Annotated in this window: 15 protein-coding genes; 3 read left to right on the forward strand and 12 right to left on the reverse strand. The window is 61.1% G+C overall.

Going from position 1 to position 19261, the window contains the following annotated elements; translation table 11 throughout:
- Positions 1–105 precede the first annotated feature (105 nt).
- Positions 106–1383, forward strand: coding sequence for an MFS transporter (locus tag ABIE32_RS13955; protein ID WP_429017013.1), 1278 nt, complete (start codon positions 106–108; stop codon positions 1381–1383).
- A 148-nt stretch (positions 1384–1531) separates the two neighbouring features.
- Here ABIE32_RS13955 and ABIE32_RS13960 read toward each other — a convergent pair whose 3' ends face one another.
- The 5 genes from ABIE32_RS13960 to ABIE32_RS13980 form a co-directional block, all read right to left on the reverse strand.
- On the reverse strand, positions 1532–2743 hold the full coding sequence (locus ABIE32_RS13960; protein ID WP_429017015.1) for an FAD-dependent monooxygenase: 1212 nt from the start codon (positions 2741–2743) through the stop codon (positions 1532–1534).
- Positions 2744–2837: 94 nt separating this feature from the next.
- Positions 2838–5729 (reverse strand): putative bifunctional diguanylate cyclase/phosphodiesterase, encoded by a 2892-nt coding sequence (locus tag ABIE32_RS13965; RefSeq protein ID WP_429017017.1) that lies wholly within the window; start codon positions 5727–5729, stop codon positions 2838–2840.
- A 119-nt stretch (positions 5730–5848) separates the two neighbouring features.
- Positions 5849–8758 carry an aconitate hydratase gene (locus tag ABIE32_RS13970; RefSeq protein WP_429017020.1) on the reverse strand — a complete coding sequence of 970 codons (2910 nt, stop codon included), beginning with the start codon at positions 8756–8758 and terminating at the stop codon, positions 5849–5851.
- Positions 8759–9138: 380 nt separating this feature from the next.
- A complete protein-coding gene (locus ABIE32_RS13975; RefSeq protein ID WP_224151668.1) occupies positions 9139–9429 on the reverse strand; it encodes an H-NS family nucleoid-associated regulatory protein in 291 nt (96 codons plus the stop codon).
- 128 nt (positions 9430–9557) lie between these two features.
- Complete coding sequence (locus ABIE32_RS13980) at positions 9558–10838, reverse strand: hemolysin family protein (protein ID WP_429017022.1); 1281 nt, start codon at positions 10836–10838, stop codon at positions 9558–9560.
- Between the two features lie 53 nt (positions 10839–10891).
- On the opposite strand from ABIE32_RS13980, the gene ABIE32_RS13985 reads away from it, so the two are divergent.
- Positions 10892–11734: a symmetrical bis(5'-nucleosyl)-tetraphosphatase gene (locus tag ABIE32_RS13985; RefSeq protein WP_429017024.1), complete on the forward strand. Its 843-nt coding sequence runs from the start codon at positions 10892–10894 to the stop codon at positions 11732–11734.
- A gap of 80 nt (positions 11735–11814) precedes the next feature.
- Here ABIE32_RS13985 and ABIE32_RS13990 read toward each other — a convergent pair whose 3' ends face one another.
- The 4 genes from ABIE32_RS13990 to guaD form a co-directional block, all read right to left on the reverse strand.
- Positions 11815–13245 (reverse strand): DEAD/DEAH box helicase, encoded by a 1431-nt coding sequence (locus ABIE32_RS13990; RefSeq protein ID WP_429017025.1) that lies wholly within the window; start codon positions 13243–13245, stop codon positions 11815–11817.
- Between the two features lie 215 nt (positions 13246–13460).
- Complete coding sequence (gene ypfJ, locus ABIE32_RS13995) at positions 13461–14342, reverse strand: KPN_02809 family neutral zinc metallopeptidase (RefSeq protein ID WP_224151664.1); 882 nt, start codon at positions 14340–14342, stop codon at positions 13461–13463.
- A gap of 252 nt (positions 14343–14594) precedes the next feature.
- Positions 14595–15161, reverse strand: a complete 567-nt coding sequence (gene dcd / locus ABIE32_RS14000) for a dCTP deaminase (RefSeq protein ID WP_184709251.1) — start codon at positions 15159–15161, stop codon at positions 14595–14597.
- A 118-nt stretch (positions 15162–15279) separates the two neighbouring features.
- Positions 15280–16578 carry a guanine deaminase gene (gene guaD / locus ABIE32_RS14005; RefSeq protein WP_429017029.1) on the reverse strand — a complete coding sequence of 433 codons (1299 nt, stop codon included), beginning with the start codon at positions 16576–16578 and terminating at the stop codon, positions 15280–15282.
- Between the two features lie 276 nt (positions 16579–16854).
- Here guaD and ABIE32_RS14010 point away from each other — a divergent pair, with 276 nt between their 5' ends.
- Positions 16855–17316 carry an HIT family protein gene (locus ABIE32_RS14010; protein WP_377779735.1) on the forward strand — a complete coding sequence of 154 codons (462 nt, stop codon included), beginning with the start codon at positions 16855–16857 and terminating at the stop codon, positions 17314–17316.
- Here ABIE32_RS14010 and ABIE32_RS14015 read toward each other — a convergent pair whose 3' ends face one another.
- The 3 genes from ABIE32_RS14015 to ABIE32_RS14025 form a co-directional block, all read right to left on the reverse strand.
- On the reverse strand, positions 17317–18012 hold the full coding sequence (locus tag ABIE32_RS14015) for an outer membrane protein (protein ID WP_429017032.1): 696 nt from the start codon (positions 18010–18012) through the stop codon (positions 17317–17319). It abuts the gene before it with no gap.
- Between the two features lie 26 nt (positions 18013–18038).
- Positions 18039–18524, reverse strand: coding sequence for a GlcG/HbpS family heme-binding protein (locus ABIE32_RS14020; protein ID WP_429017034.1), 486 nt, complete (start codon positions 18522–18524; stop codon positions 18039–18041).
- A gap of 91 nt (positions 18525–18615) precedes the next feature.
- Complete coding sequence (locus tag ABIE32_RS14025) at positions 18616–19242, reverse strand: response regulator transcription factor (protein ID WP_429017036.1); 627 nt, start codon at positions 19240–19242, stop codon at positions 18616–18618.
- Positions 19243–19261 lie beyond the last annotated feature (19 nt).

Raw genomic sequence — 19261 nt, forward strand, 5'->3', positions numbered from 1 at the left:
ATTTTCAGCCTCCAGCGCCCGCCTGATGAGCGCCAATTGCTATTTTTTACATAGCAAACAAATACTTCAGGCGGCGCCGCTGCCACGCCAATGCCTGCCTGTGCCATGCCCGACAACAACCCAACCCCATCCCAGGCTGCGCCCGCAGCCGCCCAGCCGCCCGCATCCCCCACCGTACTGTGGGCCATGCTGCTCACCCTGCTCTCGGCTTTTGCGCTGAGCCAGGCGTTCCGTACCGTCACCTCCATCATTGCCGACGGGCTGCGAACGGATTTCGGGCTGTCTGCTGAGTCGCTGGGCGCATTTGCCGGGCTGTTTGGCCTGTCTTTCGGTGTCACCCAGCTCTTCATGGGCGTTGGCATGGATCTGTACGGGTTGCGCAAAACCGTACTCACCGCTTTTCCGCTGGCGATTGCGGGTTCAGCCATTTCCGCCGCTGCGCCCAGCTACCACTGGCTGATGCTGGGGCAGCTGCTGATCGGCATTGGCTGTTCGCCCGCGTTTCTGGCCTGCACCATGTTCATCTCGCGCCACTTTCCCAGTGATCGCTTTGCCTTCATGTCGGGCGTGGGCATGGGGGTTGGAGGCCTGGGTCTGCTGTTCACCGGCACGCCGCTGGCCTGGCTGGTGCAGCACCAGGGCTGGCGCTTTGGCTTCGGGCTGCTGGCAGCGCTGTGTGCGCTGTCGTGGCTGGCGATCTTCTGGCGCGTGCACGAACCGCGCCTGGCCAGCGACGATCTGCCCAAGCCCAGTTGGATCAATGCCGTCAAAGGCTTTGGCGGTCTCCTGAAGGTGCCACACACCTGGGCGATTGCGCTGATGGGCATGGTTGGTTATGCGTCGTTCCTGACCGTGCGCGGCCTGTGGCTGAGCCCGATGCTGATCGACCGCTACGGTTTCAGCCTCGTTGCCACGGGCAATGTGGCCCTGGTGGTGTCGGTGATCTCGCTGTTCGTCCCATCGATCTTTGGCCGCTTCGACCCGGGCCCGGCCAGGCGCCGCCGCCGCATCATCATTGGCGCCACCGTAATGGCCAGCATCTTCTGCGCCCTCGCCTTTGTGCACCATCCGCTTGCCACCGTAGCCCTGATCCTGCTGATGGGCCTGGTATCAGGCTACTCCGTGCTGCAATATGCCGATGTGCGCTCGTCCTACCCCAAAGAGACCACGGGCCGCGCGCTCTCGGTCTACACCATGGCCATGTTTCTGGGCGTGGCGCTGATGCAATGGGGGTCTGGCAAAGTCGCGGCCTGGGCCGAGCACCACCAGGCCGAAACCTATGAATATGTGATGCTTTTCGTGGCCGCCATGCTGATGCTGGGCTGTCTGGCCTTTCGCTTTCTGCCCAAATCGCCCCTGCTGACGCAGCAAGGCGGCAGATAGGCAGAACACTGTCTATCGAAAAGATAGCCATAGCGCATGCAAATAGCGCACGCCAGAGCCATAAGCCTTCAAAATTCAATAGAAGAAAGCGCCTCTAGCTATGATTTTTAAATCAAAGCCATGCATCCCGAAAGGCGAACAGAACCCCTCAGAGCACCGTGGCTGACGAACCATCGCCCCGGTACAGCCAGGGCACGTCCATCAGCCGCGATCCCAGGGCGCGCAAGGCCGTGTCACGGCCCAGGGCCACGAGGCCACGAGCATGGAAGATGTCACCATTGCGGATGGCGCGCGCCTGCACTCTTGCATTGCGCTCCCAGCGGTTGAGCGCGTAGCGGCGCAAACGCAGCGGCAACTCCAGATCGTGCATGGTGAGCGCACGCTGCAGTTCGGCAGCGTCTTCGATAGCCATGGCTGCACCCTGGGCCAGGTAAGGCCGCATGGGGTGCGCCGCATCCCCGAGCAGCGCCACCAGACCTTGGGCCATCTCATGCGGGCCCGCAACGGGTGCACGTTCCACCAGCGGCCACAAGCGCCACGGCGAAGAACCCACTGCAGCTACGGCCTGCACCAGATCCAGCAATTGCCGGTGCGCGCCTGCCAGGCTGCGCTGCAGATCCGCTGCGTTGGCGGCATGGTCCCAGGTTTCCAGATCATCGGGTGGCGCACCTTCGGTGATGATGACCAGGTTCTGCAGTTCGCCCGCGCGCACCGGGTACTGCACGGCATGAAAACGCGGCCCCATCCAGGCGGTGATCTCCTGCGTGCGCAGCGCAGGCGGCAGATCGGCCTGGCGCACCATGGCACGGTAGGCGAGATGGCCGGTCTGGCGCGGTGGCTGATCGTGCAGCATGCGCAGGCGAGTGCGGCTCCAGACGCCATCGGCCCCTACCAGCGCATCGCCCTCGATCTTCTTGCCTTTCTTGGTGGTGATGGTGACGACCTCGCCATTGTCCTCGTGGTAATCCACGGGGTTGTCCAGATTGAGGTGCACGCCATCACGCCCTTGCACGGCATCGAGCAGCAGTTGGTGCAGATCGGCCCGGTGGATGGTGGCATAGGCGGCGCCGTAGCGTGCCACGGCATCGGCTCCGAGGTCGAGTCGGGCCAGTGCTTCGCCACTGATTGCGTTGCGCGACACCAGCGCCTGCGGAAAGGCTGCGGTGGCCTGCAAACCCTTTTGCAGCCCCCAGGCCTGCAGGCGCCGCACCACATTGGGCCCCAGTTGTACGCCGGCCCCTATTTCGCCGAAAGCCGGGGCACGTTCATACAGACGCACTTCCGTACCAGCCAGACTTGCTGCCAGCGCTGCAGCCAGCCCCCCGATACCCCCGCCCGCGATCAGAATCTGTTCTTGCATGCCCCCATTGTGCCGGGATCAGGCCACACACATTTGAGCCAGCGCGAAGACGCAGCAAATTGCTCAAAGGAGTGGATGAAACGGAGACAGGCGCCTAAGCGCACGAAGCAAAACCGTGCAGGCGTTCGAATTCGCCAATCGGCACTGGCCTGCCGAAGTGATAGCCCTGGAAACGCTCACAGCCATTGCTGACGAGGAAATCCACCTGGCCCGCGTTTTCCACGCCTTCGGCCACCACCTCAAGCTCCAGGTTGTGGGCCAGGGCCAGAATGGTGCGCACGATGACGGCGTCATTGACATCGCTCAACACATCATTGACGAAGCTGCGGTCGATCTTGAGCTGGTCGAGCGGCAACCGCTTCAGATAGGCCAGCGAAGAATAGCCAACGCCAAAGTCGTCGAGCGAAAAGCCCACGCCGCGTTCCTTGAGCTCGCGCATGCGGCACACGGTTTCGTTCACGTCCCCCAACAGCAGGTTCTCGGTCAGCTCCAGTTTGAGCTTGGACGGGTCAGCGCCGGTTTCGTCGAAAATGGACAGCACCTCATCGACAAACCCTGCATTGCGGAACTGGCGGGGGCTGACATTGACCGCGATGGTGAGGCACTCGGTCAAAGGATTGTCTGCCCAGGCCGCCAGTTGCTCGCAGGCGGTGCGCATGACAAAGGTGCCCAGGTCCACGATGAGCCCGGTCTGCTCCGCCAGATCGATGAATTCGATAGGCATGACGAGGCCCCGCCCCGGATGGCGCCAGCGCACCAGAGCCTCTGCTCCCAGGAGACGCCCATGGCCGTTCATCACCGGCTGGTAGTACACCTGCAACTCGCCATCGTGAATCGCATGGCGCAGGTCGGATTCGAGGTGCGCACGGGCATTGACCTGCGCCTGCATCTGCGGATCGAAGAACCGCTGGGTATTGCGCCCGGCTGATTTGGCCTGGTACATGGCCATGTCCGCGCGCTTGAGCAGTTCTTCAGCACTGTGCACATCGTTGTCGCCAAACACCGTCACGCCAATGCTGGGCGTGCTGTAGTGGGCAACACCGTCAAGGCTGAAGGGCTGGTTGAAACGGCTGATCAGGTGTTCCACCACGCCACGCACATGGTTCTCGGCCTGCTCGCGCACGCCGCCCAGATGCTCCACCAGCACCACAAACTCGTCACCGCCAAAGCGCGCCACCACGTCGCCGCTGCGAACACTGGCGATCAGGCGCTTGCCTACTTCGCACAACAGGCGATCCCCTTGCTGGTGGCCCAGGGAGTCATTCAGATCCTTGAAATTATCCAGATCGATGAACAGCAGCGCTGCATAACTGGCGCGCAGCTTGCAGGCGCGGATCGACCACTCCAGCCGGTCCATCAGCATGCGCCGGTTAGGCAGGCCCGTGAGCACGTCGAAGAACTCGAGCCGTTCGATTTCCTTGCGCGCATGGCTGCGCTCGGCCAGGTCGCGGCAAATGCACAGCAGGCCGGTGACCTCACCGGTCGCCGAGCGAATGGCCGACTTGGTGATCTCAAAACGCCCCTGGTAGCCGCCATCGGCAAAGCGCAGGGTTTCCTCATACACCACAGGAGACAGGGAGTGCCTGGCCTGCAGGTCGGTTTCAACCTCGGACGGCAGGTAGGCATCAAGCGCCAGATCCGTCGTGGTTCGGCCAATGATCTGCGAATGCGTCAACCCCACCAGACGCTCAAAGGCCTGGTTGCAGTGCAGAAAGCGGCCATCCACGCCCTTGAGCACGACCAGGTCGGGAATCGCACTGACCAACGACACCAGTTGCGACTGCTGCTCCTGCATCCGGCCTGCCATGAGCTTCTGCATCGATACATCATGCGACAGCAGCAGAAACGCGTTGTCATCGAACCCCTGTGGGGCCACCATCAGATCGGTCTGCAGGTGACGCACACCGTGCCGGGTCTCGATGCTCTGCTCGAAAGCCAGCGATTCGCCCGCACGCAGCCGCTCCATCCATTCGGGGGCCTGGCTGCGCAATGCAGGAGTCAGGGCCTGAGTCCAGGGCTGGCCGCTCAGGGTCTTGACCCCCAGCCATTCCAGCTGGGTCTGGTTGGCATGCACAATGATGCCGGCTCCATCGACACGCACCATGCCGATAGGTGCCTGTTCCAGCCATTCAGCCCCTTGCAAGCGTTCCGGATGTGCAGAGGCCCAGCCAACCAGGGTATGCCGCACCGAAGCCATCAACATGACCAAGGCCACCACCGACAATGCATAGCACCAGGCGGCCTCCATGACCGACAGCGCCAAGGGCGCATGGGAATATGCGCCCTGTGCCAGCGCCGCCAGCGCCACAGCAGCGGTCATGCTGCGAACCGGCCATCGGCTGGAGCGCCCCACCAGATTGCGCGTATCCCACCATGCCTTGCCGCAGCACAGCAGCATGCCCGCAGGCAAGGCATATGCCTGCGCCCAATGGGAAAAAACCAACCCACGCGCCACGATGGCAGCCACCACAGCCAACGCCACCAGCATCAGCAGCACGCCGGCATTGCTGCGCAACTGCAGACTGCCCGTGCGCTCGACACTGGTTGCCAGCCCATCCTGACCCGCAGGATGTCTGACATCTATCGAAATGATCAACAGCGTGAGGGAGAGCAGCAGATTGACGGCAATGATCGACCAGGACTGCGCCTGCACCATGGCTTCGGCCTGGCTGACCGGAAGCGCTGCAAACACGGTATAGACGGCCAGAGCCACTGCGCTGCATACCCACAAGGGCCGCCCAAGAGGCGCGCCGCCTGAAGCACTTTGCAAGAGCAACCGCGCTCCCCAGCCAATGGTGGCCAGGGCTGCCAGCAAGGCCAGCAATTGAATCCAGGTGCCCAGGGCGGCAGCAAAACCGATGCCTTGGTCGTCCGAGGCCATCAGCCCCGCCAGCAAAACCCCTCCAGCCAGCAGACACAGCATGACACGCGTATGTGTATCCCACAGGCGCCGACCAAGCGATAAGGGGGTGTAAGGACGTGCCATCGGTTACCGAGGGGGTAAAAAAGGTAAATGTAAATAGCGGCATTTGACCAGCAATTGCCGTCAAACGCAAACGGGCCCTGCTAGAACGGGCCCGGTTAGGATATTTTGCAAGCAGTTACTTACAGTAGCTGCCGCAGTACAAAAGGAAGTATACCGCCCTCCTTGTAATACTCTACTTCAATAGGCGTATCGATTCGCAACACGAGTTCCGTCTCGGTCTTGCTGCCGTCGGCGCGGTGCACGACCAGTCTGGCCTTGCTGCGCGGAGCCAGAGAGGGTTGGGGAATGATGTCGATCTGCTCATCGCCACGCAAGCGCAGCGTCTCCCAGCTTTCCCCGGCCAGGAACTGCAGGGGCAGCACCCCCATGCCCACCAGGTTGGAGCGGTGAATTCGCTCAAAGCTGCGCGCCACGACGGCCTTGATGCCCAGCAGTTGCGTCCCCTTGGCGGCCCAATCGCGGCTCGATCCGGTACCGTACTCTTCACCGGCAAAGACCACAGTGGGGGTGTTGGCCGCAACATAGCGCATGGCCGCGTCATAGATGAACAGCTTCTGGCCCTGGTCCTCGCCGGGGTTCTGGTAGATGGTGAGTCCCCCTTCCTCGCGCGAGCCATCGGCGCCGACTGGCAACATCTGGTTCTTGATGCGGACATTGGCAAAAGTGCCGCGCATCATCACTTCGTGATTGCCGCGGCGCGAGCCATAGCTGTTGAAATCGACCTTCTTGACGCCATTGGCAAGCAGCCATTGCCCGGCAGGCGAGGTCTCCTTGATGGAGCCGGCCGGCGAAATGTGATCGGTCGTGATCGAATCGCCAAACAGCGCCATGATCCGTGCACTGTGGATGGCATATTGGTCTGCGCCCTGGGCATTCTCGTGCTTGGCCTCCAGCTGGAAGCTCTTGAAGAACGGAGGCTCGGCAATATAGGTGCTCTGGGGCCAGGTATAGGTGGCTCCCGTCACACCTTTGATCTTCTCCCACAGCTTGCCAGGCTCGCTGGTGACCTTTTCGTAGTTGGCCCGGAAAGCCTTGCCGTTCATCGCGTACTTCATCAGCTTGTGCACTTCGTCCGTGCTCGGCCAGATATCCCCCAGGTACACGTCACGCCCGTCCTTGCCTTTGCCAACCGGCTCGGTCATCAGGTCCTTGCGCACGTTGCCGGCAATCGCATAGGCCACGACCAGAGGTGGGCTCGCCAGGAAGTTGGCGCGGATGTTGGGATGGATGCGGGCCTCGAAGTTGCGGTTGCCGGACAGCACGGCGGCGCATACCAAGTCGTTCTGCTGGATCGCGGCATTGAATTCGGGCAGCAGATCGCCAGCGTTGCCAATGCAGGTGGTGCAACCATAGCCCGCAATCGCAAACCCCAGTTTTTCCAGATAGGGCAAGAGGCCCGACTCCGTGAGGTAGAGCGTGACCAGGCGCGACCCAGGAGCCAACGAAGTCTTGACGTGGGGCTTGACCGTCAAGCCAGCCTGCACCGCCTTCTTGGCCAGCAGACCTGCCGCCAGCATCACGCTGGGGTTGGAAGTATTGGTGCAGCTGGTGATGGCCGCAATCAGCACATCTCCATTGTGCAGGTCGATGCCACCGCGCTCTTTGGCCTCCACCTGCGCTTCCTCGCTGCGCAGGCTGCCCGGTGCATCTTCCACATTGGGGGTATTGGCCACCATTTCTACCACGTTGCGCGGAGCACCGGCGGGCACAGGCTTGGCATCGGGCTCGGCGGTTTCTCCTTCGCCGTTGATATGTACCCGCACGCTCTGCCCGAGCCTGTCCGCAGGCAGATTGAAGCCATTTTGTGCAATCGGCGCAGTAAACAGCTCCGCGAACTTGTCGGCCACATGTCCGATCTCGATGCGGTCCTGCGGGCGCTTGGGCCCCGCCAGGCTGGGAGCGACGGTGCCCAGATCCAGCCTGACAACCTGCGAGTAGTCGATGTCCCCCGCCTTGGGAACGCCAAAGAGGTCCTGCGCCTTGAAATAGGCCTCAAATGCTTCGATTTCGGCCTTGGTGCGCCCGGTGCCTTCAAAATAGTCGAGGGTCTTGCCGTCAACCGGGAAGAAGCCCATGGTTGCGCCATATTCGGGCGCCATGTTGCCGATGGTGGCCCGGTCAGGAACGGAGAGGCTGCGCGTGCCCTCGCCAAAGAACTCCACGAACTTGCCCACCACCTTTTCGCGGCGCAGGATTTCGGTCACCGTCAGCACCAGATCGGTCGCCGTCACCCCCTCGCGCAGCTTGCCCGTCAGTTCAAAGCCGACGACATCGGGTGTCAGGAAATACACCGGCTGGCCCAGCATGGCGGCTTCGGCCTCGATACCGCCCACGCCCCACGCCACCACGCCGACGCCATTGATCATCGTAGTATGGCTGTCCGTCCCGACCAGGGAATCGGCGTAGTACACCCCGTCCTTGGTGTGGTGCACGCCCCGCGCCAGGTATTCCAGATTGACCTGGTGCACGATGCCAAAACCCGGAGGCACCACGCCAAAGGTGTCAAAAGCCTGCATTCCCCACTTCATGAACTGGTAGCGCTCGTTGTTGCGCTGGAATTCCAGTTTCATGTTCAGGTCAAGGGCATTCTTGTTGCCGTAGTAGTCGACCATGATCGAGTGATCCACCACCAGGTCCACCGGCACCAGCGGCTCGATCGCCTTGGGCTTTTTCCCCAACCGGTCGGCAGTGCTGCGCATAGCAGCCAGATCTGCCAGCAATGGCACGCCCGTAAAATCCTGCAGCACCACGCGGGCAACGACGAATGGCACCTCTTCGGTCCGTTCCGCCCGAGGTTTCCAATTGGCAAGCTGCTCCACATGCTCCGGCAGAACCCGCTGGCCATCACAGTTGCGCAGCACCGACTCCAGCACGATGCGCAGTGAAACCGGCAACCGCTTGATATTGGGATACTGTTTGGCCAGGGCTGGCAGCGAATAGAAGCTGCCCTTGCCCGCCTTACCCAGCGACAGAGACTTCAAGGTGGAGGCAAAAGCATGCTTGCCCGACTGAGGGTTGCTCGATTTCATCGTTGCTCCTGTTTTGCTTGGGAATGCCACAGAAATTCTTCTCGAACAGACAGTCTACCTGCGTGCGCCGACACCTGCATGTCGCCAGACATTCGATATGGCTATTGGTGCTGCCTGCCACCGCGCCCCGCCCATTCGCAAAGTCCATACCACCTCAGGCACGGACCGTCTGAAGCTTTCGTGACCGGGGACTTGTCATACCCATTGCCCCAATATCCCTCCACTCAGCAACTCGAAAAATAAGCCTATAGATTCATCAGAATTTTCAATAGCAGCAATCTATGAAGAAGGGGATTTCTGTAGCTGCAAAATGCTGAAAATCGCTCCCTGAAAAAAGGAAAACCCGCCGAAGCGGGTTTTCATGCATTGCGCTCTCTTGATCAGATCGCAAATTTCTCGCGGGCCTGGCCTTCAATCCACTTTGGAGCCTTGCCACGGCCAGTCCAGGTTGCGCCAGTCGCTGGATCGCGGTATTTAGGAGCAACCTTGGAGCCTGCTGCGGCACTGCGGCCACCACGTGCTGGGGGAAACACGTCCAGCTCACTCAGTCCATATTCGGCCACCAGGCTGCGCACCTGATCCACGACGTTCTTCAGTTCATTTTTGCGAACTTCTTCACGTTGGGCTTGCAGTGCCGCCAATTGGGCGTCGATTTCCTTCAAAGTAGCCATGTTGGTATATCCAAGTAATTTAATTAACGGCCCCAGTATACCCAAAACTCAAATTTGCAAAAGGCTTTTTTGCCCCTCAACCATTAAATACCAATGTAAATTTTCATAAACATGGCGGTCTATTACCTTTAGTAATCGGCAAGGCCCGCGTCGATGCGAGCAATCACCTTGTCCACGCGTTTCCCTTCCAGAGCCATTACTTCGAATACCCATCCTGCACAATATATCTTCTCGCCCACCGGCGGCATATGCCCGGATTCGGCCATCAGCATACCGGCCAGCGTGTTATATCTGCCCTTGTCTTCATCCGGCAATTCCTTGATATCCAGGCGTGCCTTCAATTCGGATATCGGCATCAGGCCATCCAGATACCAGGAGCCATCATCGTTCTGAACGGCCCAGGCCTCGTTGGCACCACCTGGCTTGAGTTCTCCGGTAATGGCTTCCAGCACATCGCGCGGCGTGATGATGCCTTGCACGACTCCGTATTCATCCACCACGAAAATCATGCGTCCGGCGCGAGCGCGGAACTGCTCCAGCAACTCAAAGCCGCTCAGTGTTTCAGGCACATAGGTGGCCGCCACCACCAGATCCGACACCGGCACTGTCTTGGGAGACACCACATCCAGCAGGTGCGCAACGCTCACCAGGCCCACCACGTTGTCGAGCGATTCGCGGCAGACGGGATACCAGGAGTGCGCTCCCTTGCCTCCGGCCGCACGCACTTCGTGCAGCGCTTCGGCCACTGTCAGGCGGGCATCCAGCCACTGCACGTCGCCGCGAGGCACCATCATCGAGATCAGAGGGCGGTCATCCAGATGGAAGACGTTCTGCACCATCAGGTGTTCGTGCTGCTCGATCACACCTGCATCACGGCCTTCATCGAGGCTGGCCACGATTTCTTCCTCGGTCACAGCCCGGCTCGATTCATCCTTGATACGCAACAACTTGAGTACATACTGCGCGGAAACCGACAGCAACCACACGAACGGCTTGGCAATCCTGGACACCCATGTGAGCGGAAGCGCAATCATGCGTGACGAAGCCTCGGGATACATCTGGCCAATGCGCTTGGGCACCAATTCGCCAAACACGATGGTGAGGTAGGTGATCACAATGATCACCGTGGCCGTTGCTGCCACAGACGCCACCGAGGCCGGCATTCCTGCAGAAATGAGCCAGCTCGCCAGGCCGTCGCTGAAAGCGGCTTCGCCGAAAATACCATTGAGCATGCCAATGGAAGTGATGCCCACCTGAATGGACGAAAGAAACTGGGTAGGATTGGCCAATAATTCCAGGGCCGCCTTGGCGCCCTTGTCGCCGCTTTCCGCCATGGCCAGCAAACGTGATTTACGGCTGCTTGCCAGCGCCAACTCCGACATGGCAAATACGCCATTAAGCAGGGTCAAAAGCGCGATCAGAAGTACGTCTAACAAAATAGTTCACAGGTAGTTCAACAAGCATGTCACTTTACTGTATTGGCGATATCCAGGGATGCGATGGCGCTTTGGAGCGCTTGCTCACCAAAATTGATTTCTCGCCCAGCCGCGACACCGTCTACCTTCTGGGCGACTTGGTCAACCGGGGACCAGATTCGGAAAAAACCCTTCGCCGCTGCATGGAATCAGGGGACAGCATCCGCGTGCTGCTGGGCAACCATGATCTGCATCTGCTCGCCGCAGCCAACGGACGACGCAAATTCTCCAGGCGCGACACCCTGCTGCAAGTGCTGCAAGCGCCCGATGCAGACCAACTGCTGCGATGGGTACGGCAACAGCCGCTGGCACGTACCCATGATGTGGGCGGAGAAAGCCTGCTGATGGTGCATGCCGGCGTCCACCAACGCTGGAGCGCGGCCGATACCCTTCGTTACGCGCGGGAGGTGGAAGCCGTGTTGAAGGGCGATGATCTGCCCCTCTTCCTGCAGGCCATGTATGGCAACGAGCCCGACCAGTGGAGCGAGCAGCTCTCCGGCATGGAGCGGTTGCGCGTCATCACGAATGTGCTTACCCGTATGCGTTACTGCGCCCCCGATGGCCGGATGGATTTTGAAAGCGCCGAAAGCACCGAACATGCCCCTCCCGGTCTTCTGCCATGGTTCGACCTGCCGAGCCGCGTGACCGCCGAGACCACCATCGCCTTTGGCCACTGGTCCACACTCGGCGAACTGAATCGCCCGCACCTGATTGCGCTGGATACAGGCTGTGTCTGGGGCGGATGCCTGACGGCCGTGCGCTTTGGTTCCAGCCTGGAAGAGCGCGAACTCATTCACGTGGAATGCGAGCAGGCGCAGCAGCCCGGCTGAGCGCCAACAACCGCGCTGAAGAACCAGATAGAAAAAGGCCCCTGCATTCCTGCAGAGGCCTTACCGTTGAAATCACAGTGTCACGACTCGGTCGTGGGTGCGGGCTTGAAGAGCGCCGCCACCTTGCGACGTGGCTTGACGCTGGCAGCGCCCCGTGCAGGTGCGGGCTTGGCGCTCGCATCCCAGGCTGCGGGCTCGGCAGCCTTGGCTTCGTAGGGCTTGTCAAAGAACGGATCGCGCGACACGGGTGCCGGGCGATAGCGCTCCCGGCGGTCCGATGTTTCGTCATCGCGCTCACGACCACGTTGGTCGCGGCTTTCACGCTCGCGGCGGTCCCGGTGGCCGTCGTTGAAGCGGCCACGTGGCCGCTCATCCAGCTCGAAGGGTTCGACCTCGATCTTCTTCTTGATCAGCTTTTCAATGTCGCTCACGTGGCGCGCGTCGGCATTGGTGACCAGCGTCACGGCCAGACCCGAAGCGCCCGCACGGCCCGTGCGACCAATGCGGTGTACATAGTCTTCGGCGTTGAAAGGCACGTCGTAGTTGAAGACAGCAGGCACATCCTTGATGTCCAGTCCGCGCGCAGCCACGTCGGTGCACACCAGCAGATCGACCTCACCTTGCTTGAAGGCTTCAAGCGCCTTCAGACGCTCGTCCTGGCTCTTGTCGCCATGCAGTGCTGCGGCACGCAGGCCGTCCCGCTCCAGAGTGCGTGTCAGGCGCGAGCAGCCCAGCTTGCTGTTGACGAATACAAAGGCCTGGCGAACCTGGCGATCACGCAGCGTCTTGATGATCACGCGGCGCTTGTCATCATCGGAAGCGCTGAAAAAGCGCTGCTCAACGGTGGAAGCCGTTTCGTTGGGGCGCGCGACTTCGATGGTGATCGGGTCTTGCAGGTAGCTGCCGGCCAGGCGCTTGATCTCGGGCGAGAACGTGGCCGAGAAGAGCAAGGTGGTGCGCTTCTTGGGCAGGTACGAAAGGATGCGCTGCAGATCGGGCAGAAAGCCGATGTCGAGCATGCGGTCAGCCTCGTCCAGCACCACATATTCCACCTGGTTGAGGACGGCGTTCTTGGCCTCGATATGGTCGAGCAGGCGGCCCGGTGTAGCGACCAGCACCTCTACACCCTTCTTCAGCTCGATGGTCTGGGGCTTCATGTCCATGCCACCGAACACCACCGTGCTGCGCAGCTTGGTGTATTTGGCAAATTGGGCAATCTGCTGGGCCACCTGATCGGCCAGCTCGCGTGTGGGCAACAGCACCAGCGCGCGCACCGGGTGGCGGGCAGGCGAAGCCGAGCTGTTTTCGTGCGCCATCAAGCGCTGCAGCAACGGCAGTGAAAAGGCAGCCGTCTTACCGGTACCAGTCTGCGCCGCGCCCATGACATCCTTGCCGGTCAGCACCACAGGAATGGCCTGTGCCTGGATCGGCGTCATGGATGCATAGCCCATCTCGGCGATGGCCTTGGCCAAGGGCTCGGCCAGATGAAGGTTGGAGAAAGAATTTGTCATGTAAGCCCCCTATTGTCGCACCGTGGGCAGATTGCTGCTGCGCTTAACCCCGTACACGGTTACGGAATGGGGATGTAGCTGTCATGTATTGCTGCCTTGGCACGCATACCCTTGCTTAACTGCTATTGTTTTTAAAAAATGGGAGCTCAACCACAGCAGGCCGCACAAAAAAACAGCCGGCAAAGCCGGCTGCTGGACACGTGTTCCCGACAGAACTACAGGCTGCCCGCCTGGAAGGTGTCGCACGACTGCACGCTGCCCGTCTTGTAGCCCTGAGTGAACCAGCGCACCCGCTGCGCACTGGAGCCGTGGGTGAAGCTGTCTGGCCGCACCGTGCCCGAGGCTTCTCGCTGCAGCTTGTCGTCGCCAATCTGCTGCGCGGCATTCACGGCCGATTCGATATCGCCCTGCTCCAGCCAGTTCTTGGCCTGCTGCGAATGGTTGGCCCATACACCTGCATAGCAGTCTGCCTGCAGCTCCAGACGCACGGACAGCGCATTCTGGTCGCGTTCGCTGATGCGGCCCCGCATGCTGTCTACCTTGTCCGATATGCCCAGCAGGTTCTGCACGTGGTGGCCCACTTCGTGCGCCACGACATAGGCGCGGGCAAATTCGCCAGGCGCGCCCAGTTGGCGGCTCATGGTGTTGAAAAAGTCCATATCCAGATAGACCTTGTGGTCACCCGGGCAGTAGAACGGCCCCATGGCGGACTGGCCCGTGCCACAGGCGGTTCGTGTCACGCCGGTGAACAGCACCAGCCTTGGCGCCTGGTAACGGGCGCCGGCCTTGCTGAAGATATCGGTCCAGACGTCTTCGGTCGACGCCAGCACGGTCGAGACGAATTTGGCCCCCTGATCGTTCGACGGCGGCGCCTTGGCGGGTCCTTGCTCCACCGGTGCGGGCGAACCACTGCCCGACAGCACTCCAATCGTGGTCAGCGGATTGATGCCGAACACGCCCCAGCCAATCAACGCCAGCACCACGGTGCCGATGCCAATGCTGCGGCCGCCGATGCCAAAACCACCACCACCTCCGCCGCCACCCTGCCCACGGCGGTCTTCCACATTCTCAGATTCGCGATTGCCTTCCCATCTCATCGTCACTCTCCTTGCCGCGCCAAGGCGCCGCATCAGTTATCTATCATTTATCTATTACCTGTCACTGGTCGCTACAGTAGCGCATTTGTTGCCGCCATGCTCGCAAAGCAACGCTTTGGGCGGCCAACCGCGGGACAGTCGCCCCTGCAATTGAACAAAATTTGCAAATCTTGCAAAAAGTTAGGCATTAACAAAGATCGATAAAAAAAGCCATCCAAGACGCTGGATGGCTTTTCTGCATGCTCAACACTGTCAGGCCTTGGGCAAGGTCACCCCGTGCTGGCCCTGGTACTTGCCGGCACGGTCCTTGTAGCTCACGTCACAAGGCTCGTTGCCCTGGAAGAACAGCACCTGCGCGCAACCCTCACCTGCATAGATCTTGGCAGGCAACGGCGTGGTGTTGGAGAACTCCAGGGTCACATAGCCTTCCCACTCGGGCTCGAACGGCGTGACGTTGACGATGATGCCGCAGCGCGCATAGGTGCTCTTGCCCAGGCAGACGGTCAGCACATCGCGCGGAATGCGAAAGTACTCCACCGTGCGCGCCAGTGCAAAGCTGTTGGGCGGGATGATGCAGTAATCGCCTTCAAAATCGACGAAGCTCTTTTCGTCGAAATTCTTGGGGTCGACCACGGTGCTGTGGATGTTGGTGAAGACCTTGAACTCGCGCGCGCAGCGGATGTCGTAGCCGTAGCTCGATGTGCCGTAGCTGATGATCTTCTTGCCATCGACCTGGCGCACCTGGCCGGGCTCAAACGGCTCGATCATGCCGTGCTGTTCTGCCATGCGGCGGATCCACTTATCGCTCTGAATGCTCATGTCTAAAACTCCTGGGCGGAGATTGTAGCGAATGCAGGAGCAAGACCCGAATCACAGGTTTAGTATCTTTTTGATAGCTGGTAGCGCTCATCTGTTGTGCGCCACCGGCCAAAATCACTCAAACCTGTTCGGCAATGTGCGTCTGCTCGATCAAGCGGTCGTCACCGAGGATGACCATGCCAAACAGCAACTCATCGAGGTTGCGCGCCTGCTCGGCCTTGCGGGCCAGCAGCGGTGTCGCACGCGGATTGATGACCACAAAGTCTGCCTCGCAGCCGGGCTGCAGGTTGCCGATGACGCCCTGCAGGCCCAGCGCCTTGGCAGCGCCCGCGGTGTGCTGCCACCACAGGTGCTGCGGCGACAGGCTCTGCCCTTCCTTGGCGTGGCTTTCACGCCCCACCACATAGGCCGCCTGCATGGTACGGAACGGTGAAAAGCTCATGCCGCCCCCCACATCGCTGGCCAGGCCGTACAGCATCTGCGCCTCGTCGGCCTTGAGGTAATCGAAGTAGCCGCTGGCCAGAAACAGGTTGCTGGTGGGGCTCACGGCTGCCGCTGATCTGGTGGCGTGCATCAACTGGCGGTCGGTGTCATCGAGCCAGATGCTGTGCGCATACACGGCGCGCTCGCGCATCAGGCCAAAGTCGTCGTAGACCGCCAGATAGCTGCGCGCGGCCGGAAACAGCTCCTTCACCCAGGCCACTTCGTCGAGGTTTTCTGCCACATGCGACTGAATCCACACATCGCTGTACTTGGTAGCCAACTCGCCCGCACCACGCAACTGGGCAGGCGTGCTCGTCGGGGCAAAGCGCGGGGTGATCGCATAACCCAGGCGATCTGTGCCGTGCCAACGCTGAATCAGCGTTTCCGTATCGACCAGGCTTTGCTCGGTATTGTCGCGCACGCCGTCCGGGCTGTTGCGGTCCTGCAGCACCTTGCCGGCAATCATGCGCATGCGGCGCTGCTGCGCGGCCGTCATGATCGCATCCACCGACGTGGGGTGCGATGTGGCAAAGGCGAGCGCCGTGGTCACGCCGTTGCGCAGCAATTCGTCCATGAAGAAATCAGCCACCCCGTCGGCATAGGCGCGGTCGTGGAAGCGCGATTCATGCGGAAAGGTGTAGTTCTCCAGCCAAGGCAGCAGACCGGGCGCCGGCGCACCGATCACATCGGTCTGCGGATAGTGGATGTGCAGATCGACAAAGCCCGGCGCAATCAGGCGGCCCGGCAGGTGGCGCACCACCACTTCGCCACCCGCCTGCCCCAGCAGTTGGGGCGACAGTGCCTGCCAGCTGCCCGCTGCCACCACGCGCTCACGGCCATCGGCGCCGGGCGCCGTGGCCAGCAGTCCATCTTCGTCATATATGGCGCGGCCATCATCGGCAAAGCGCAGCAGGGAGGATCGGTAGATATGCATGCAGCAAGCTTAAACGCAGCCAGCGCCACCGATATATGGATTGACCTATATCACCTATCGGTGCCTGGCGAGCCTGAAGGTGCCGAACCCACGTAAACGCGGCAATCGCAAACCATTAAAAATCAAGGGAAAACCCTGAATATTGAATCCCAATGAGCGCAATTGGGCGGTCTATAGTGTTTCTTTTACCGGTTGGTGAAATCAGTTTTCACCCATATCAACCATGAACCGACGCGCCCTCTGCGAAGGACGCGCGAAAAGGAGGAGGCACAGCCCATGCCGCATTTTGTTGACACCTCTCCCGCAGGCAGCTGCATTTTCTGCAAGCTCGTCAACGGCGAGATTCCTTCGGCCAAGGTGTACGAGGACGAGTTGACCCTCGCCTTCATGGACCTGGGCCAGGTCAACCCCGGCCATGTGCTGGTCGCCACCAAGCGCCACGCTGCCAACATCTTCGAGATCACCGATGCCGAATCAGCGGCCGTGATGCAGACCGCCCGCAAGGTGGCGCTGGCAGCCAAGCTGGCTTTCGAGCCTGCGGGCCTCACCTTGCTGCAGGCCAATGGTGCCGAAGGTGGCCAGACCGTGGCGCACTTCCACCTGCATGTGGTGCCGCGCCATGCAGGCGACGGCCTCACCTTCACCTGGCCGCGCAAGGAGCCGGGCAGCGCAATGCTGGAAGGCTATGCGCTGCAGCTGCGCAACGCCATGCATGTGCAAGCCACATCGGTCGCCTGATCAGAAGCTGTAGCGCAGGCCCAGCGTGACCTCGCTGGAAGTCAGCTTGGCCCGCATCTGCTCGTCCTGCTTGCCGCGAACATTGGTGAAGTTGTTCGCCCCGCTCCTGGTCTTGCCCATGGCAACATAGCGCCAGCCCAGGTCGATGCTGACCTTCTGCACCGGCGAGTAGCTCAGGCCCAGGCCCAGCGAATATGCCAGCTTGTTCTGCGAATCACTGAAATACTGACGGTTCACATTGCCCTGCCAGCCGCTGGACTCCAGGTGGGAGAGCCCCAGGCCGCCCATGCCGTACAGCGAGAACTGCGCATTCAAGGGGAAATCCTTGTACGCATTGAGCATCAGACGCTGCGAGCGGATCTTGTGGTGGTTGAAGCTGGTCGGGAAGTTGGTGGAACCACTGGTGAACTCGTTGTTCTTCGGCAGCGTGTATTCCGCTTCCACGCGCCAGTTCGAAGGCAGTTGGTAGCCCAAAGCCAGTGAGCCGCCAGCCGCAGTGCGGGAATCGTCGCCCGGAACGAATTGTCCCAGGCCAGGGCGGGCGCTGGAATCCATGTCATGCGCCTTGTAGCTGGCGGAATTGATGCGCAGCGCGCCATAGTAGCTGCCGCTACCAGTGCTCGGATTGCCCTGGGCCAGAGCGCTGCCGCTCGCAGCCAGAAAAAGGACGGGAAGGATGCGTTGGAGGTTCTTCATCGGTAGGTAGGGATGGTTGCGATGGCTTACTTCAGCAGGTCTGCGACCTTGGACAGGGCAGTCTGGGCACACTGGTCGTCCAGATGACCACCCGGCGCACCGGCAACGCCCACAGCGCCGATCACTTCGTTGTCCACCTTCACGGGCACACCGCCGCCCAGCAGCAAAAAGCCGGGAATATCCTTCAGATTTGCTGCAGCGGGGTTCTTCTGCGCGTTCTCCATGATGGCGAGCGACGGCGCCTTGGCCGAGACCGAGGTGAATGCCTTGGCACGGCTTGCCTCCACCGTGTGCGGGCCGGCATTGTCGGCGCGTTGCACGGCGCGCACGCCGCCTGCGCGGTCCACCACGGTGGCAGTCACGGCATAGCCACTGGCAGTACAGGCAGCCACGGTTTGCGCAGCAATCTGGCTCGCCAGCTCCAGCGACATGTTCTTCTCGGTGCGCACGCCTTGGGCGCTGGCGGCGGTAGCGGCCAGGGACAGGGCGGCAAGGATCAAGGTGCGTTGCATGCGGTTCTCCGAAAGGGATGGAATGCATGCCACTGTAGAAAAACACCAGCCCCGCGCCAATGCGGCCGGCTACGCGCGCACCTCCGTAAAACTACGCAGTGTCTTCGTCCACCAGCGCGGCGTAGCCGCGAATGAGCTGCGCGAGCGAATCCGCCCCCAGTTTGGCAAACAGGTTGGCGCGGTGCGTCTCCACGGTGCGTGGCGAAAGCGTCAGCGCCCGGCCTATCTCCTTGTTGGTGAGACCTGCCACAATCAGCCCCAGCACCTCGCGCTCGCGGCCCGAGAGCTGTGCATAGCGCTCGCGGGCCTGTCGGTCGGCCTGCAGGCGCTCGCGCGAGCGCACATGCTGGCGCACCGCCGCCTGCAATGCCTCGATGAGAAGCTCGTCATCCACCGGCTTTTCCAGAAACTCCGCAGCTCCCGCCTTGAAAGCGCGGCGGCACATCTCCACCGTGCCATGGCCGGTCAGCATGATCACCGGCTGGTCCACGCCCTGCGCCACCAGCATGTCCAACACTGCCAGCCCGCTGGTGCCGGGCATGCGCACATCCAGCACAATGGCGCCAACATCGCCGCGCTCAAACTGCGACAGAAACACCTGCGGATCGCTCCATGGCTGCACACGCAGGCCCACCGTACCGATGAGCAGCGCGAGGCTGTCACGCACAGCGGCATCGTCGTCCACGAGATGGATGAGGGGCGAGAGTGCAGAGGTCATGGCATCTGTAAAGGAAATC

Source organism: Comamonas sp. 4034 (assembly GCF_050434545.1).
Taxonomy (GTDB): Bacteria; Pseudomonadota; Gammaproteobacteria; order Burkholderiales; family Burkholderiaceae_C; genus Comamonas; species Comamonas odontotermitis.

Coding starts and splice junctions, on each gene's coding strand:
- ABIE32_RS13955 (WP_429017013.1), top strand. CDS start 106: ATGCCCGACAACAACCCAACCCCATCCCAGGCTGCGCCCGCAGCCGCC.
- ABIE32_RS13960 (WP_429017015.1), bottom strand. CDS start 2,743: ATGCAAGAACAGATTCTGATCGCGGGCGGGGGTATCGGGGGGCTGGCT.
- ABIE32_RS13965 (WP_429017017.1), bottom strand. CDS start 5,729: ATGGCACGTCCTTACACCCCCTTATCGCTTGGTCGGCGCCTGTGGGAT.
- ABIE32_RS13970 (WP_429017020.1), bottom strand. CDS start 8,758: ATGAAATCGAGCAACCCTCAGTCGGGCAAGCATGCTTTTGCCTCCACC.
- ABIE32_RS13975 (WP_224151668.1), bottom strand. CDS start 9,429: ATGGCTACTTTGAAGGAAATCGACGCCCAATTGGCGGCACTGCAAGCC.
- ABIE32_RS13985 (WP_429017024.1), top strand. CDS start 10,892: ATGTCACTTTACTGTATTGGCGATATCCAGGGATGCGATGGCGCTTTG.
- ABIE32_RS13990 (WP_429017025.1), bottom strand. CDS start 13,245: ATGACAAATTCTTTCTCCAACCTTCATCTGGCCGAGCCCTTGGCCAAG.
- ypfJ (WP_224151664.1), bottom strand. CDS start 14,342: ATGAGATGGGAAGGCAATCGCGAATCTGAGAATGTGGAAGACCGCCGT.
- dcd (WP_184709251.1), bottom strand. CDS start 15,161: ATGAGCATTCAGAGCGATAAGTGGATCCGCCGCATGGCAGAACAGCAC.
- guaD (WP_429017029.1), bottom strand. CDS start 16,578: ATGCATATCTACCGATCCTCCCTGCTGCGCTTTGCCGATGATGGCCGC.
- ABIE32_RS14010 (WP_377779735.1), top strand. CDS start 16,855: ATGCCGCATTTTGTTGACACCTCTCCCGCAGGCAGCTGCATTTTCTGC.
- ABIE32_RS14015 (WP_429017032.1), bottom strand. CDS start 18,012: ATGAAGAACCTCCAACGCATCCTTCCCGTCCTTTTTCTGGCTGCGAGC.
- ABIE32_RS14020 (WP_429017034.1), bottom strand. CDS start 18,524: ATGCAACGCACCTTGATCCTTGCCGCCCTGTCCCTGGCCGCTACCGCC.
- ABIE32_RS14025 (WP_429017036.1), bottom strand. CDS start 19,242: ATGACCTCTGCACTCTCGCCCCTCATCCATCTCGTGGACGACGATGCC.